The sequence below is a fragment of the Pseudomonas sp. zfem002 genome, assembly GCF_032621685.1.
In the GTDB taxonomy this organism is placed as follows: Bacteria; Pseudomonadota; Gammaproteobacteria; order Pseudomonadales; family Pseudomonadaceae; genus Aquipseudomonas; species Aquipseudomonas japonica.
On sequence record NZ_JAVYJH010000014.1, the window covers coordinates 51,013 to 66,758 of the forward strand.

The window sequence follows — 15,746 nt, forward strand, 5'->3', positions numbered from 1 at the left end:
GTTTTGTTCTATGAGAACGACGTGAGGCAACTCACCCCAGACACCGCGTCACATGCTTCACCGACTGATACGCCGCCAACCCCCACGGCCCCAGCTCGCGCCCGATGCCGCTGCCCTTGGTCCCGCCCCACGAAGTTTCGACGAACACCGCCTGGATCGAGTTGATCCACACATGCCCCACTTCCAGGGCATCGGCAACTCGCTCGGCACGCTCCAGGTCCTGGCTGACCACGGTGGCGACCAGGCCGAAACGGCTGTCGTTGGCCAGCGCGATCGCCTCCTGCTCGGTGGCGAAACGCTGGCTGCACAGCACCGGACCGAAAATCTCCTCGACCCACAGGCGGCTGTCCGTCGGCACGTCGGCATACAGCGTCGGGCTGACGAACCAGCCACTGCGGTCCAGCGGCTGGCCACCGGCCAGGCAGGTCAGGCCCTCTTCCTTCGCCACGGCAAAATACGCCGCGACCTTGAGCCACTGGCCCTGGCTGGTCAGCGGGCCCATGTCGACGTCCTCGGTCAGCGGATTGCCGACCCGCAGGTTGTCCAGCGCCACGGCCAGGCGCGCCAGCAAGGCATCGGCGATGCCGTCCTGGATCAGCAGGCGCGAGGTGGCCGAGCACATCTGCCCGGCGTTCCAGCAGATCCCGGCAACGATCCACTCCACCGCCTGGTCCAGGTCGCAGTCGTCGAACACCACGATCGCCGACTTGCCACCCAGCTCCAGGGTCACCGGCCGGCACTGCGCCGAGGCACTGCGCATGACCTGGCTGCCGACGGTGTTGCTGCCGGTGAAGGACAGCTTGTCCAGACCGTTGTGGTTGCTCAGGGCGATACCGGTCTCGGCCTTGCCGACGACGATGTTCAGCACTCCGGCCGGCAAGCCGAGGGTCTCGGCGATTTGTCCGTAGCTCTGTTCGATCAGCGGGGTGATCTCCGACGGTTTGAGCACCACGGTGCAGCCGGCGGCCAGGGCCGGGGCGAGTTTCCAGGCGCTGGTCACCAGTGGGAAGTTCCACGGCACGATCAGGCCGACCACACCCACCGGCTCCAGCCGCGTACGGGCGCTGAAGCCCGGCGCGGCCAGGGCCACGCCAGGGTCCTTGCGCGCCTGTTGTTCGATCAGCTCGGCGTAGTAGGTGAAGGTGGCGACGGCGTCGTCCAGGTCTACTTCGGCTTCATGGCGCGGCTTGCCGTTGTTGCGCATCTGCAGGGCGATCAGTTCTTCGCGGCGCAGGCCCAGTTGCTCGGCGAAGCCGCGCAGGTAGCCGGCACGGCGGGCCACGTCGAGGCCCTTCCAGGCCGGCAGGGCCTTGCGTGCGGCGCTGATGGCCTGGTCGACCTGGGCCGCGCTGGCGGCCTGCAGTTCGGCGAAAGGCTCGCCCAGGGCGGGGTCGAACACCTTGATGCTGTCGGCGCTGGCGCCATCCACCCAGCGGCCATCGATGTAATGCGTCATGTGCAGCTCCTGTCAGGCCGTTTCGGCGTTCGCCAGCGGCGCGGACGCCGAGGCTGTGCGATACACCCAGCGCGGGCCCTTGGGGCCATACACCGCGGCGGGTTCGGGGAAAATGTTGATCAGCGCCAGGTACAGCACGGCGGCCAGGCCCAGGGTGATCGGCAGGCTGATGTCGATGCCGCCGGCCAGCTCGCCGAGACTGCCGACGAACTGCCCCGGCAGGTTGACGAAACACAGGCCGATGATCGCGCTGGGGATCCAGGCGCCCATGCCGCGCCAGTTCCAGCCGTGGTTGAACCAGTAGTGGCCGCCGCGCTCGCCGCGGGTGAAGACCTGCAGGTCGTCGGCGTGGTAGAAGCCGCGACGGGTGATCAGGCCGAGGATCATGATCACCATCCACGGGCTGGTGCAGGTGATGATCAGCACGGCGAAGGTGGACACGCTCTGCACCAGGTTGAAGGCGAAGCGGCCGATGAAGATGAAGGCGATGGCGAGCACGCCGATCAGCAGGGTCGCACCGGCACGGCTGAGCAGGCGCGGGAACACGCTGGACATGTCCAGGCCGGTGCCATACAGCGCCGTGGTGCCGGTGGACATGCCGCCGATCACCGCGATCAGGCACACCGGCAGGAAGAACCAGGTCGGCGAGATGGCCAGCAGGCCGCCCACGTAGTTGTTGGCCTGGATGTACTCCGGTGCGCTGCTCGCCACCAGGGTCGCGGTGCACAGGCCGAAGAAGAATGGAATCAGGGTGCCGATCTGCGAGGCGATCACCGCCAGCATGATCCGCGCCTTCGGGGTTTCGCGCGGGATATAGCGCGACCAGTCGCCGAGGAAGGCGCCGAACGACACCGGGTTGCTCATGGCCAGCAGCGACGAACCGATGAACGCCGCCCAGAAGCCGGGCTGGCCGAGGTTGACGCTACCGGCGAAGGCGGCATCGAAAGGCCCGGTGAAGGCGAACAGGCCGAGCAGGAACAGCAGGCTCGAGGCCCACACCGCGATCTTGTTGACCCACAGCATGAAGCGGAAACCGAAGATGCAGACCACCAGCACCAGCACCGCGAACAGGCCGTAGGTCAGGCCCAGGGTCAGGTCGGTTTCCGGCAGCCCGGCCAGGCGCTTGGCGCCGCCGACCAGGGCATCGCCGGAACTCCACACCGAGAGCGAGAAGAACGCCACCGCGGTCAGCAGCGACAGGAACGAACCGACGATGCGCCCGTGCACGCCGAAGTGCGCACCGGACGACACGGCGTTGTTGGTGCCGTTGAGCGCGCCGAACAGGCCCATGGGCGAGAGGATCAGCGCACCGACCGCGACGCCCAGGAGGATCGCCCAGACCCCGGCCTGGAACGACAGGCCGAAGAGCACCGGGAAACTGCCGAGCACGGCGGTGGCGAAGGTATTGGCGCCGCCGAAGATCAGGCGGAACAGGTCCAGGGGAGAGGCATCGCGTTGGTTGTCGGGGATCTGTTCGACCCCGTTGGTTTCGATCCCGGAGGAATGGCTCATGGTGGTGCTCCAGCGCCTGTCGTGATTGTTGTTGTGTGCGTTGGCAGTGGCGGCAGGGCCGCCGGCAGAGGGCTCAGCTATCGCTCGGCAGCGACAGGTGCTCGTGGCAGGCCAGCCAGCGCTCGCCTTGCAGGCGGAAGACGATGGTTTCGCGTTCTTCCAGGTGCAGCTCCTCGCCGCCGACCCGCAGGTGGGTGGCGACGTCATGCAGGAAGATCGCCACATCGCCCTGCAGGCTGACCTGGCCATTGCGCGACTGGCAGCCGAGCACGGCAAAACCTTCGGCCTGCCATTGCGCCCACAGCTGCTGGTAGGCGAGGCGCGACATCAGCGGTTGCGGGAGGGTGTGGAAGAGGAAGGTGGCGTCGGCACTGAAGCAGGCGAAGTAGCGGGCGCTGTCGTTGCTGGCGAAGGCATCGACCAGGGCGGCGGCGGCCTGCAGGACCTGGGATTCACGCGAGGGGATCTGGTTCACGAGTGTGGCACTCACGGTTCTTGTAGTTGTCTGCGGGGGATTCTGGCGAGGGGGCTGCGGGGGAAGAATCGCTGCGGGCAAATAATCAGTTCAGGATTTTCTAAACCATTCGCGCTTCATCGCGGGCAACGCCCGCTCCCACAAGGTTCTGCGGCGTACGCGGACCTTGTGGGAGCGGGCGTTGCCCGCGATGAGGCCATCAGAAACAACCTCTCATCCAGGCTGGTACCCAAACACCGACTTCACCTCCAGATACTCCTCCAGCCCGAACACCCCCCACTCGCGGCCATTGCCCGACTGCTTGTAGCCCCCGAACGGCGCGCCATTGTCGGCCTTGCTGCCATTGAGATGGACCATCCCCGTGCGCAGCCGCCGGGCCACCGCACGGGCGCGCTCCAGGCTGCCGGCACTGACGTAGCCGGACAGACCGTAGGGACTGTCGTTGGCCATCGCCAGCGCTTCGTCCTCGCTGTCGTAGGGCATGATCGCCAGCACCGGGCCGAAGATTTCCTCCCGTGCCACCGCCATGTCCGGCGTCACCTCGGCAAACACCGTGGGCTGCACGAAATACCCGCGCACGATCCCCGCCGGTCGCCCCACGCCACCACACACCAGGCGCCCACCCTGCTCCAGCACCGCGCCGATCATCCGCTGTACCCGGGAGAACTGCGCGGCATTGGCCAGCGGGCCCATGGCCGTGGCCGGGTCGCTGTCGTCGAAGCACACCCGCGCCGCCACCTCCCGGGCAATAGCCATAGCCCGCTCCTGCATGGCTCGCGGCACCAGCAGCCGGGTCGGCGCGTTGCACGATTGCCCGGCGTTACGCAAACAGCCCGCCACGCCATGGCGCACCGCCGCGTCGAAATCGGCATCGGCGAGGATCAGGTTGGCCGACTTGCCGCCCAGCTCCTGGGACACCCGCTTGACCGTGTCCGCCGCGGCCTTGGCCACGGCGATACCGGCGCCGGTGGAACCGGTGAAGGAAACCATGTCGATCTGCGCATGCCGGGCGATGCCGTCGCCAATGCAGGCGCCATCGCCATTGACCAGGTTGAACACCCCCGCCGGCACCCCGGCCTCGTGGAGGATATCGGCCAGCAGCATGGCCGACAGCGGTGCCCGCTCGCTGGGCTTGAGCACCACCGTGCAGCCCGCGGCCAGGGCCGGGGCGACCTTGCAGGTGAGCTGGTTGAGCGGCCAGTTCCACGGTGTGATCAGGCCGCACACGCCAATGGGCTCGCGGCTGATCAGGCTGCTGCCGTGGACGCGGTCGAAGGCATAGTCGCGCAGCACCTCGTGGGCCCGCTGCAGGTGGCCGAGCCCGGCCGGCACATGGGCGCTGCGCGCCAGCGACAGCGGCGCGCCCATTTCCCGGTGGACCAGCCCGGCCAGTTCGTCGCTGCGCCGGCGATAGCCTTCGATGATCGCCGCCAGCAGGTCCAGGCGCTGCTCGCGCGACCACCGGGAAAAGTCGCTGAACGCGCACTGCGCGGCGGCCACGGCGCGATCCAGATCGTCCTGATTGCCCAGGCTGATGCGGCTGAAGGGCTGCTCGTCATGGGGATCGATGACCTCCAGCGTCGCGCGATCCCGCGGCGTCTCCCAGCGCCCGTCGATATAGAAGTCGAGGGCGTTCATGCCGCCCGCTCCAGGGCCTGGCGCAGGGTGTCGAAGATCAGCCCGATCTGCTCCACGCTCACCACCAGCGGCGGTGACAGGACGATATTGTCCCCGGACGCGCGCACCAGCACCCCGGCCTCCAGGCAGTGCCGGGCCAGCAGCGCCGCGCTGCCGTGCAGTTCCACCGCGCAGAGCAGGCCGATGGCGCGCACGTCGCGGACCAGCGGGTGTTCGCCCAGGGCCAGGGCCGCCGCCTGCCAGGCCGGCGCCACCGCCCGCACATGGGCATTGATGCCCAGTTCCTCATGCACCGCCAGGGTCGCCAGCCCCGCCGCGCAGGCCAGCGGGTGCGCCGAATAGGTGTAGCCGTGCATCAGCTCGATGGCCGATTCCGGACCCTGCATGAACGCCTCGTACACCGCGCCGCTGACCAGCACCCCGCCCATGGGCACGGCGCCGTTGGTCAGGCCCTTGGCCGTGGTCATCAGGTCCGGGGTGACGCCCAGCGCCTGGGCGGCGAACGGCTGGCCGAGGCGACCGAAGCCGCTGATCACCTCGTCGAAGATCAGCAGGATGCCGTGTTGGTCGCAGATCTCCCGCAGGCGCTGCAGATAGCCGAGCGGCGGCGCGTAGACCCCGCCCGAACCGGTCACCGGCTCGACGATCACTGCCGCCACCGTTGCCGGATCATGAACCTCCAGCAGTTGCAGCAGCGCCTCGGCATAGTGCGCGCCCTGCTGCGGCTGGCCGGGGCTGAAGCGCAGGCTGGCGTCGTAGGGCAGCGGCAGGTGCGCGACATCGCCCAGCAACGGGCCGAAATCGCGCTTCTGCCGGCCGATGCCGGATACCGACAGGCCACCGAAGCCCATGCCGTGGTAGCCCTTGGCGCGGCCGATCAGCTTGCTCCGGCGGCAGTCGCCACGGGCCTGGTGATAGGCCCGGGCGATCTTCAGCGCGGTGTCCACCGCCTCCGAACCGGAGTTGGTGAAGAACACCTTGTCCAGCCCCACGGGCGCGATGCCGACCAGGGTGTCGGCCATGCGCAGGGCGTCCGGATGGCTCATTTTGAACGAGGAAACGAAGTCCAGGCGCCCCGCCGCCTCGCGGATCGCCTCGACGATACGCGGCTGCCCGTGGCCGGCATTGACGCACCAGAGGCCGGCCATGGCATCGAGCACCGGACGGCCCTCGGGGGTGAAGTAGTGCATGCCTTCGGCGCGCTCGAACAGCAGCGGCTCGCGGGCGAAGTCGCGCATCGCGGTGAACGGGGCCCACAGGCCGGTGTGCAGAGTCTGGGTCATGGCTCGGTTCCTTGGTTCAGATGCGCTGGCCGCGCAGGGTCGGACGCTGCAGCGCGCCGGCATTGGTGTTGACGCCGCGGTCGAACAGCAGCACGCCGTTGTCCAGGCGGCAGGTGACGCGGTCGCTGAAGGCGGTCTCGACGAAACGCCAGAGCATGTGCAGGTCGCCCGTCTCGTCCCAGCGCCCATGGGCCACCACTGGGGTCCAGTCGGGCTGGTACTGGTGATGCAGGTAGTTGCCGGTGAGGCTGGTGCTCGACTCCAGCGGCTGATGCAGGCCGACGCGCACGTGGTGGGTGCCGCGATGATCGCTGAGGCTGAAGTCGCAGCCTTCGTCATCGAAGGCCAGGGCGATCTCGCTGACCTGGTCCTCGTTCGGCTCGATGCGGTAGCGCCCGGCCAGCTCGATGCGCGCCAGGGAATCACTGGCACCGGCCAGTTCGGCCAGGCGCAGGCGGTCGATCATGCCGTCGAGCTGCGCCTGGGCTTTGTCGGGATGCTCGCCACTGCGGCCGAGGCCGGGGAACAGATGCTCCCAGAGCGCCGCGTGCAGGCGCTTCTCGCCCAGGCGCAGGCCGCAGGTGAAGGCGATCACGGTGTTCTGCGCCGGCAGCACGATGCACTGCTGGCCGAACACGCCGGAGGCGTAGTAACCGCCGTTGCGCATCATCCACCACTGATAGCCATAGCCCTCGCGACGGCTGCCGGCGCTGTTGGCGGTGTCCCGCGGCAGGTACTGCTTGCCGTCGAACTCGCCCATCCACACGTCCTCGACCTGGTTGCGCGTGGCCGCCTCGACCCACTGCGGCGACAGCAGCTGCTGGCCGTTCCACTGCCCGCGCTGCAGGTGCAGCACGCCGAACTTCAGCGAGTCCTCGGTGGTGCAGCTCAGGCCGTTGCCGCCGCTGTTGAAACCGCCCGGGGCCAGGTCCCAGTGCAGCGGGTCCAGGCCCATGTGGCGCAGCACGCGCTGCTCCAGCAACTGGTGCAGGGTCTGCCCGCTGACCTTGCTGACGATCGCCGAGAGCATGAAGCTGGAGGCGCTGCTGTAGATGAATGCCTGTCCCGGGGCTTCCTCCACCGGCTCGGCGAGGAAGGCCTCGACCCAACTGCTGGAGAGGTTGCGCCAGTCACCGCCGGAGATGCCGCGACGATGGCCGGTGCGCATGGTCAGCAGGTCTTCCACGGTCATCGCCGCCAGGTGTTCGCTGATCCGCGCCGGGCAGTGCTCGGGGAAGAAATCCACCACCTTGTCGTGCAGCGCCAGGCGCCCGTCGTCGATCAGCAGGCCCACCGCCGTGGCGGTCCAGCTCTTGGTCGCCGAGTGCTGCACATGCGCGCGCCGCGCCGAATAGGGCCGCCAGAACGCCTCGCTGACCACCGCGCCGTCGCGGTAGAGCATGAAGCTGTGCAGTTCCAGCCCGGCGGCCTGGACCGCGTCGAGAAAATCGACGATGGCCTGGGGATCGACGCCCTTGTCCCTGGGCAAGGCTCGTGGCAGTGGGATGTAGCTCATCAACGCGATTCCTCGAAAGATCGGCGGTGTGCCGCCAATGTTTTTAAATGCAAAATAAAACAACAATGGGTACATTGACCGGGCTGTCTCCCCGCCCTCTCCACCCGTCACAGGAACGACATCGCCCCATGGCTCAACTCACTTCGCTGCAGACCAAGGTCGCCGGCCAGATCCTCACTTCCATCCACAACGGCGACCTGCCCTCCGGCAGTCACCTGAAGGAAGTCGAGCTGGCGGAGCGCTTCGGCGTTTCGCGCTCGCCGGTGCGTGGCGCGCTGGCCTACCTGGCCGGCGAAGGCCTGATCGAACCGCTGCCGCAGCAGGGCTTTCGCGTGCCGCTGCAGCCGCGGGCGGTGGAGGCCCAGGTCAGCGAGCTGCACAGCGAGGAGGACGCGCTGTACGCCCGGCTGATCGACGACCGCCTGAACCAGGCCCTGCCCGACCAGATCTCCGAAAGCGACCTGCTGCGCCGTTACGGCGTCGGCAAGAGCGTGTTGCGCCGCTGCCTGCTGCGCCTGTCCGACGAAGGCGTGATGCAGCGCAAGCACGGCCATGGCTGGCAGTTCGCGCCGACCCTGAGCGACCGCCAGACGCGCTTCGAGAGCTACCGCTTCCGCATGCTCCTGGAGCCGGCCGGGCTGCTGGAGCCGACCTTCCGTCTCAACCCCGAGCAGGTGCAGCGCTGCCGTCGGCAGCAACTGGACCTGCTCGAAGGGGTGGCCGACAGCAAGCGCTTCTTCGAGAGCAACGCGCAGTTCCACGAACTGCTGGCGGCGGCCTCCGGCAACGCCTACATCCTCCAGGCGGTGCAGCAGCAGAACCGCCTGCGCCGGCTCAGCGAGTTCCACTCGGTGAACAATGTCGAGCGGGTCAAGGTCTCGTGCCGCGAGCACCTGGCGATCCTCGATGCGCTGGAGCAAGGCGACAACGAATGGGCCTCGACCCTGCTGCACCGCCACCTGGAGGTGGCGAGCAAGATGGGGGTGGCGCGGAGCAAGGCTTGACCCTTCAGAAACTGCGCGGTCCTGGTAGGAGCTGGCTTGCCTGCGAAGGACCGCACCGCGGTCCCAACACCATCCCGCACGAGCACCGGTCGAGCGACGTTTCGGACTCACAGCGCCTGAGCGATCCGGTTCATCCAGGCTCGCGGAGTCGCAGGTTCCGGGACCGCTGCGCGGTCCTTCGCCGGCAAGCCAGCTCCTACGGGGTCTTTTCATCACCAGATCGCCACGGTGTAACCGAGGATCACCCGGTTTTCGTTCATGTCGCGCAGGTAGTTGGCCTTGGTCAGCGCATTGCGCCAGCGCAGCGACAGCCCCTTCAGCGGCCCCGACTGGAACACGTAGCCCAGGTCGATATCCCGCTCCCACTCCCGCGCCTCGCCATCGAAGCCCTTCACCAGCGCCTGGTCGCCCTTGGCCCAGCGGGTCGAGAAACTCAGCCCGGGAATGCCCAGCGCAGCGAAGTCGTAGTCGTAGCGCGCATGCCAGGTGCGCTCCTTGGTCTGCGAGAAGTTGCTCAGTTGGTATTCGGAGAAGAGGAAGGTGTTGGTTCCATCCACGTAGGTGAACGGCGTGTCGCCGAACTGCTCCTGGTAACCGCCGCCGAGGGTGTGGCCGTTGTAGCTGTACGCCAGGCGCGTGCTCAGGGCGCGGTTGTCGACCTTGCCGGCCAGCCCGGCACCGGCCTTGCCCGCGTCGAAGTAGCGGATATCACTCTTCAGCGTGCCGCCGCCAAGGGCGAAACCATGTTTGAGGCCGACGTAGTGCTGCTGGTAGATGTCTTCCAGCTCGGCGTAGTGATAGGTCAGTTGCAGCGCCGGGGTCAGCTTGTAGTCGCCACCGATGAAGCGGAAGCGGTCGCTCTTCGCACTGCTGCGGTAGGCGCCGCTCTGGCTGGTCAGGCCCATTTCCTCGTAGTCGGTGGACTCGCGCTGGCGTACCCGGTCGATCTGCCCGCCGATCAGGGCGAGGCCCGGAATGTCGCCGGACTTGACCTGGGTGCCGCGGAAGGTCTGCGGGAAGATACGGCTGGTGTTCGGCTGCAGGGTCGGCAGGTCGGGCAGCAGGTGGCCGCTGCGCAGCTCGCTCTGGGCAAAGCGCACCTTGCCGGTGACACCCAGTTTGGAATACTCGTCCTGGGCGCGCTTGGCATAGCTCGGCTTGCCCGGCTCGGCCTCGTTGTCCCGCGACAGCAGGCCGGAGCCTGAGCGGTCGGGGCTGGAGTCGAGCTTGAGGCCGAGCATGCCCACCGCGTCCACGCCGAAGCCGACGCTGCCCTCGGTAAAGCCCGATTGCAGGTTGAGGGTGAAGCCCTGGGCCCACTCCTCGCGCTTGGACTGGCCGGCGTCTTCGCGGTAGTCGCGGTTGAAGTAGTAGTTCTTCAGTTCCAGCGAGGCCTTGCTGTCCTTGATGAAGTCGGCGTGGGCCTGCGCGGAAAGCAGGCCGACGCCAGTCAGCAACAGGTTCAGGTTCGGGTGTTTCATGGTGGTTCTGGCTCCTGGCAGTCGTTGTGGGAAAGCTGTTGTTGTTGTTTTTTCGGACATGACTTGCCCCGCCGCGCCGGTTCGCAGACAGGCGCGCTGGGGGTGGATCAGGGGTTCAGGTCAGCTGGCGCGACGTATTCGGTAACTGCCGTCGTCGAGCTTCTCCAGCGGGCTGGCCGCCGCCAGCAGTTGCCGCGTGTAGGGGTGGCGCGGGTCGTCGAAGACCTGCTCGCGACTGCCCACCTCGACCACCTGGCCCTGGTGCATCACCGCCACCCGGTGGGCAATGCGCTCCACCGCCGCAAGGTCGTGGGAGATGAACAGGCAGGCGAAGCCGTACTGCGCCTGGAGGCGTTCGAACAGTTCGAGGATCTGCTTCTGGATGGTCATGTCCAGGGCCGAGATCGGCTCGTCGGCGATCACCAGTTGCGGGTGGCGCACCAGCGCCCGGCCGATCGCCACGCGCTGGCGCTGGCCACCGGACAACTGGTGCGGGAAGCGCTCGGCGAAGGCTTCCGGCAGGCCGATGTCGCGCATGGTCTGCGCCACCCGCTCACGACGACCGGTGGCACTCAGGCCCGGCTCGTGACGCAGCGGCTCGATGAGGATCTCGCCGATCTTCATCCGCGGGTTCAGCGAGGAGAACGGGTCCTGGAAGATCATCTGGCATTGCAGGCGATGGGTGCGGTTGGCGGCCTTGAGGATGTCCACGCCCTTGAAGCGGATCGCCCCGGCGCACGGCTTGACCAGGCCCACCAGCGAACGGCCGAGGGTGGTCTTGCCCGAGCCGCTGCCGCCAACCAGGGCCAGGGTTTCTCCCGGGGCGATGGCCAGGCTGGCGGAATGCACCACGCGCTTGAACTGGCGTTTGCCCCAGAAGTTCGCCGGCCCCGGGTGCTCGATGCACACCTGGTCGACTTCCACCAGCGGTGCACTGCTCGCCGGCAGTGCCGGCAGCTCGCCACGGCGCGGCAGCGCTTCGAGCAACTGGCGGGTGTACTCGGCCTTCGGCGCGAGGAGGATATCGCCGATGGCGCCCTGCTCCACCGCCTGGCCATGGCGCATCACCACCACCTTGTGGGCATAGCGCGCCACCAGCGACAGGTCGTGGCTGATGAACAGGATCGCCGTGCCCTGCTCGCGGGTCAGCTCCAGCATCAGCTCGATCACGTCCAGTTGCGCCAGGCAGTCGAGGGCAGTGGTCGGCTCGTCGGCGATCAACAGTTTCGGCCGCAGCAGCATCACCGAGGCGAGCATGATGCGCTGGCGCATGCCGCCGGAGAATTCGTGCGGGTAGGCCTTGAGGCAACGCTCGGCGTCGCGGATACCGATGCGTTCGAGCATCACCACGCAGCGTTCGTGGATCCGCGCATCGTCCAGGTCGGTATGCAGGCGCAGCGCCTCGGCCATCTGCCGGCCGATGGTCAGCGCCGGGTTGAGCGAGACCATCGGTTCCTGGAACACCATGCCGATCTGCGCACCACGAATGGCCCGCAGGGTCTGGCCGTCGAGACCGTTGAGGTCGCGGCCCTGGAACTCCAGGCGACCGCCGCAGACCTGCATCGGCACCGGCAGCAGGCCGATGGCGGCGCGAGCGGCCATGGTCTTGCCGCTGCCGGACTCGCCGACCAGGGCGACGATCTCGCCGGGAGCGATATCGAAGCTCAGGCCATCGACCGCCAGCGGACCGTGCTCGCCGACGCGGATCTGCAGGTCGCGCACCCGCAACAGGGAATTGGACTGGGACATGATCATTTCCTCATGCGCGGGTCGAGACGATCGCGCAGGGCATCGCCGAACAGGTTGATGGCCAGCAGCGCCAGACAGATGAACAGCCCGGGGAAGATCCCCAGCCAGCTGGCCGACGCGATGTACGGCCGGCTGCTGGCGAGCATGTTGCCCCAGGTCGCCGCCGGTGGCGGCACGCCGAGGCCGAGGAAGCTCAGGGCGCTTTCCGAGAGCAGCGCCCAGCCGAACATGCTGGTGGCCAGCACGCACAGCGGGGCCAGGCAGTTGGGTGCGACATGCCGCAGCATGGTGTACAGCTCGGAGTTGCCGATCACCCGCGAGGCTTCGATGAACTCGCGCTCGCGCAGCGACAGCACGCTGCCGCGCACCACCCGCACCACCGACGGGGTGTAGGCGATGCCGAGGGCGAGGACGATGCCGTACTGGCTGGCACCGATGATCGCCATGATGCCGAGGGCCATGAGGATCCCGGGAAACGCCAGCAGGGCGTCGTTGCACATCATCAGCAGGCGGTCGGTCCAGCCGCGCAGGTAGCCGGCGAGCATGCCGATGAAGGTCCCGCCGATGACCGCGACGCTGACCGCCAGCAGGCTGATCCACAGGCTGGTGCGGGCACCCACCAGCAGGCGGCTGAACACGTCGCGACCGAACTCGTCGGTGCCCAGCCAGTGCGCCGCGGACGGTGCCTGAAGGCGCGACAGCAGGTCGATGCGCAGCGGGTCGAACGGCGTCCAGACCAGCCCGAGCAGGGCCAGCAGGACCAGCAGCGCGAGCAGCGTCGCACCGATCAGCGCATTGGCCGGCGGCCAGGCCCGCGGTGCTTTCTTGCGCACCTCGGCCGGCGTTGGCAGCGGCGCGCAGGAGGGTTTCGAACTCATAACTTCACCCTTGGATCGAACAGTGGGTAGAGCAGATCGACGAACAGGTTGACCAGCACGTAGACGAAGGTGATCAGCAGCAGGCAGCCCTGCAGCACCGGGTAGTCGCGGGCGAAGATCGCATCGACCATCAGCCGGCCGATGCCCGGCAGGGTGAACACGGTTTCCAGCACGGCGATGCCGCCGAGCAGGTTGCCGAGGATCAGCCCGACCAGGGTCCAGGTCGGCGCGAAGGCGTTGCGCAGGGCATGCCGCCACAGCACGGCGCACTCCGAGAGGCCTTTGGCCCGGGCATGGGCGATGTACTCCAGGCGCAGCACCTCGATGGTGCTGGCGCGGGCCATGCGGGTGATGGCGCCGAGCTCGACCAGGGTCAGGGTGACGATCGGCAGGATCAGGTAGCTCAGCGCCTGCCACGGGTCCTGGCCGAAGCTGACGTAGCCCACCACCGGCAGCCAGCCGAGCTTGATGCCGAAGGCATAGAGCAGCAGCAGGCCGAGCCAGAAGCTGGGGATCGACAGCAGCAGCGTGGCGCCGGTGACCAGACCGAGGTCGAGGGCGCTGTTCTGCTTCCAGGCGGCCAGCAGGCCCACCGGCACGGCGATCAGGGTCGCCAGCAGGACCGCCACCAGGACGATCCCGGCGCTCACCGTGAAGCGCTCGAGGATCAGCGGCAGCACCGCTTCGCGGGTGCTGATGGAGACACCCAGGTCACCGCTGAGCACGGCCTTGAACCAGATCAGGAACTGGGTCGCCAGCGAGTGATCCAGGCCCAGGGTGGCGCGCATGTCGGCCAGGCTCTGCGGGTCGGCCATGTCGCCGAGCATGAGCAGCGCCGGGTCGCCCGGCACCAGGCGGATCAGGGCGAAGACCATCAGCGAGATCAGCAGCAGGGTCGGCACGGCCATGGCGAGTTTTTGCAGTATGAAGCGCAGCATCGTCGTCGCCCTACTTCGCCGCGAGGCTGACGCCCCACAGCCGTGGTTTGGCCACCGGCCAGGAATGGTAGCCGCGGGTACTGTCGCGCAGGGCGCCGATCACCGTGCCGTTGTAGATGATCACCATCGGCGTGTCCTCGATCATCATCCGGTGCAACTGGCCGAACAGCGCCTGGCGCTTGCCGTTGTCGCGCTCGCGCACCGCCTCGCGCAGCAGCGTCTGGGCCTGCGGGTTGTCCCAGACCTTGCGCGGCTCCCTGGCCTTGTCGCCCATCAGCGAGTCGAAGCCCAGCGCCGGGTCGAGGCGCGACGAGTAGGAGAACGACATCATCTGGTAGTTGCCGCTCTGGTAGCGCTCCAGCTGGGTACCCCACTCCAGGGTCTCCATCTGGATGTTCAGGCCGCTGGCCTGGGCCATGGCCTGGCTGAGCACGCCCATGTCGAACATCTGCTGGTAGCGCTTGTTGACGATCATCCTGATCGGCTGGCCCTTGTAGCCGGCCTCCTTGAGCAGGCGCCGGGCCTCGTCCGGGTCGTAGCGGTAACCCTGCCTGGCGGCATCGTCGTAGAAGGCGCTGGTCTGCGGGATCGCCGAGTTGTTCGGCTGCGACAAGCCGTTGGACAGCGCGGTGACCATCTGCCCGTAGTCCAGGGAATGGGCGATGGCCTGGCGGATGCGCACGTCCTTGAGCAGCGGGTCGTTGGTCTGGAACAGCAGGCCGCAGATGGCCATGATCGGGCTCACCGAGACCTGGATGCCCGGCAGCGCCTTGAGCTCCTGGGCGTCGCTGGCGGTGACGTCCGGCAGCAGGTCGACGTTGTTCGACAGCAGCGCGGCCTTGGCCGAGGACGGGTCGGGGATGATCATGAAGCGCAGGTTGTCCACCAGCGCCTGCTTGTTGCCGGTGAAGCCGTCCGGGCCGGCTTCGGCGCGGGCGCTGTAGTCCTTGAAGCGCGCCAGGCGCACGTACTGCCCCGGTTTCCATTCGGCGAAGGTGAACGGCCCGGTGCCCACCGGGGCCTTCCAGCTGCCGTCGGCGGCCAGCGAGTCGGGGTGGAGGATGCCGGCGCCGCCGCAGTCGGGGCGCGACATCGAGGCGAGGAACAGCGCGTTGGGCTGGTCGAGGGTGAAGACCACGGTGCGCGGGTCCGGGGTGGCGATGGCGGTGATCTTCGCCCCGCCGCGGCCATCGAACTCGGGCAGGCAGCGCCATTGGGTCTGCGGATCGAGGTAGCGCTCCCAGGTCCACTTGACCTCGGCCGAACTCAAGATCGCGCCGTTATGGAAATGCACGTCGTCGCGCAGGGTGAAGGTGTAGGTCAGGCCATCGTCGGAGACCTTGACCTCACGGGCCAGCAGCGGGCCGACGGAGGCATCCTCGCGGTGGGCCACCAGGCCCTCGACCACGTGGAGGATCACGGTATCGGTGTTTTCGTCACGGTTGACGCCGGGCTCGGTGCTGCGGATATCGGCGCCGAGGCCCACGCGCAGGGTGGTGTCGGCCATGGCCTGCTGAGCCAGGGTGCTCAGGGTCGCCAGGCCCAGGACCTGCAGGGTGCGAGCAAGGGAAGGACTGCGGAAGGGATGCACGGGAGAGGTTCTCCTTCGCTGAAGGACCGGTCATTGGCAGGCCCGGCCTCAAGGTTCTGTTCATATTGTTGTTGTGGCCTGACCTCGATCAGCGCCGCGGCGATTTTGTTTTTTTCAATTCGCCGGGACATATTCACAGCGTGAAGATACTTTGTAAATGTTTTTTTATCGATAAAAAAACACTGAAGAATACAAAGGCGTCTGCACTGGGCTGAAAATGAAAAG

12 protein-coding genes are annotated in these 15,746 nt (G+C 67.5%); 1 reads left to right on the forward strand and 11 read right to left on the reverse strand.

The window, feature by feature from the left end; translation table 11 throughout:
* Positions 1–31: 31 nt before the first annotated feature.
* The 6 genes from RTI28_RS16905 to RTI28_RS16930 form a co-directional block, all read right to left on the reverse strand.
* The gene (locus RTI28_RS16905; protein WP_316921655.1) at positions 32–1,462 is read right to left on the reverse strand and encodes an aldehyde dehydrogenase family protein; all 1,431 of its coding nucleotides are present in this window, start codon (positions 1,460–1,462) and stop codon (positions 32–34) included.
* Between the two features lie 6 nt (positions 1,463–1,468).
* Positions 1,469–2,968: a purine-cytosine permease family protein gene (locus tag RTI28_RS16910; protein ID WP_316921522.1), complete on the reverse strand. Its 1,500-nt coding sequence runs from the start codon at positions 2,966–2,968 to the stop codon at positions 1,469–1,471.
* A 73-nt stretch (positions 2,969–3,041) separates the two neighbouring features.
* Positions 3,042–3,458 carry a YybH family protein gene (locus RTI28_RS16915; RefSeq protein WP_316921523.1) on the reverse strand — a complete coding sequence of 139 codons (417 nt, stop codon included), beginning with the start codon at positions 3,456–3,458 and terminating at the stop codon, positions 3,042–3,044.
* Between the two features lie 198 nt (positions 3,459–3,656).
* Complete coding sequence (locus RTI28_RS16920; RefSeq protein WP_316921524.1) at positions 3,657–5,081, reverse strand: aldehyde dehydrogenase family protein; 1,425 nt, start codon at positions 5,079–5,081, stop codon at positions 3,657–3,659.
* The gene (locus tag RTI28_RS16925; protein WP_316921525.1) at positions 5,078–6,364 is read right to left on the reverse strand and encodes an aminotransferase class III-fold pyridoxal phosphate-dependent enzyme; all 1,287 of its coding nucleotides are present in this window, start codon (positions 6,362–6,364) and stop codon (positions 5,078–5,080) included. The genes RTI28_RS16920 and RTI28_RS16925 overlap by 4 nt, the downstream gene beginning before the upstream one ends.
* Positions 6,365–6,380: 16 nt before the next feature.
* The gene (locus RTI28_RS16930; protein WP_316921526.1) at positions 6,381–7,880 is read right to left on the reverse strand and encodes a serine hydrolase; all 1,500 of its coding nucleotides are present in this window, start codon (positions 7,878–7,880) and stop codon (positions 6,381–6,383) included.
* Between the two features lie 128 nt (positions 7,881–8,008).
* Between RTI28_RS16930 and RTI28_RS16935 the strand changes: the two genes are divergently transcribed.
* Positions 8,009–8,884 (forward strand): GntR family transcriptional regulator, encoded by an 876-nt coding sequence (locus tag RTI28_RS16935; RefSeq protein ID WP_316921527.1) that lies wholly within the window; start codon positions 8,009–8,011, stop codon positions 8,882–8,884.
* Between the two features lie 212 nt (positions 8,885–9,096).
* Here the strand turns inward: RTI28_RS16935 and RTI28_RS16940 are convergent, their stop codons facing one another.
* From RTI28_RS16940 to RTI28_RS16960, 5 genes are all read right to left on the reverse strand, one after another.
* Positions 9,097–10,365 carry an OprD family porin gene (locus tag RTI28_RS16940; protein WP_316921528.1) on the reverse strand — a complete coding sequence of 423 codons (1,269 nt, stop codon included), beginning with the start codon at positions 10,363–10,365 and terminating at the stop codon, positions 9,097–9,099.
* 120 nt (positions 10,366–10,485) lie between these two features.
* Entirely contained in the window at positions 10,486–12,114 is a 1,629-nt protein-coding gene (locus tag RTI28_RS16945) for a dipeptide ABC transporter ATP-binding protein (RefSeq protein WP_316921529.1), read from the reverse strand.
* Between the two features lie 2 nt (positions 12,115–12,116).
* Positions 12,117–12,992, reverse strand: a complete 876-nt coding sequence (locus RTI28_RS16950) for an ABC transporter permease (RefSeq protein ID WP_316921530.1) — start codon at positions 12,990–12,992, stop codon at positions 12,117–12,119.
* The gene (locus RTI28_RS16955; RefSeq protein ID WP_316921531.1) at positions 12,989–13,930 is read right to left on the reverse strand and encodes an ABC transporter permease; all 942 of its coding nucleotides are present in this window, start codon (positions 13,928–13,930) and stop codon (positions 12,989–12,991) included. The genes RTI28_RS16950 and RTI28_RS16955 overlap by 4 nt, the downstream gene beginning before the upstream one ends.
* Before the next feature lie 10 nt (positions 13,931–13,940).
* Positions 13,941–15,437, reverse strand: coding sequence for an ABC transporter substrate-binding protein (locus RTI28_RS16960; protein WP_316921656.1), 1,497 nt, complete (start codon positions 15,435–15,437; stop codon positions 13,941–13,943).
* Between the last annotated feature and the right edge of the window lie 309 nt (positions 15,438–15,746).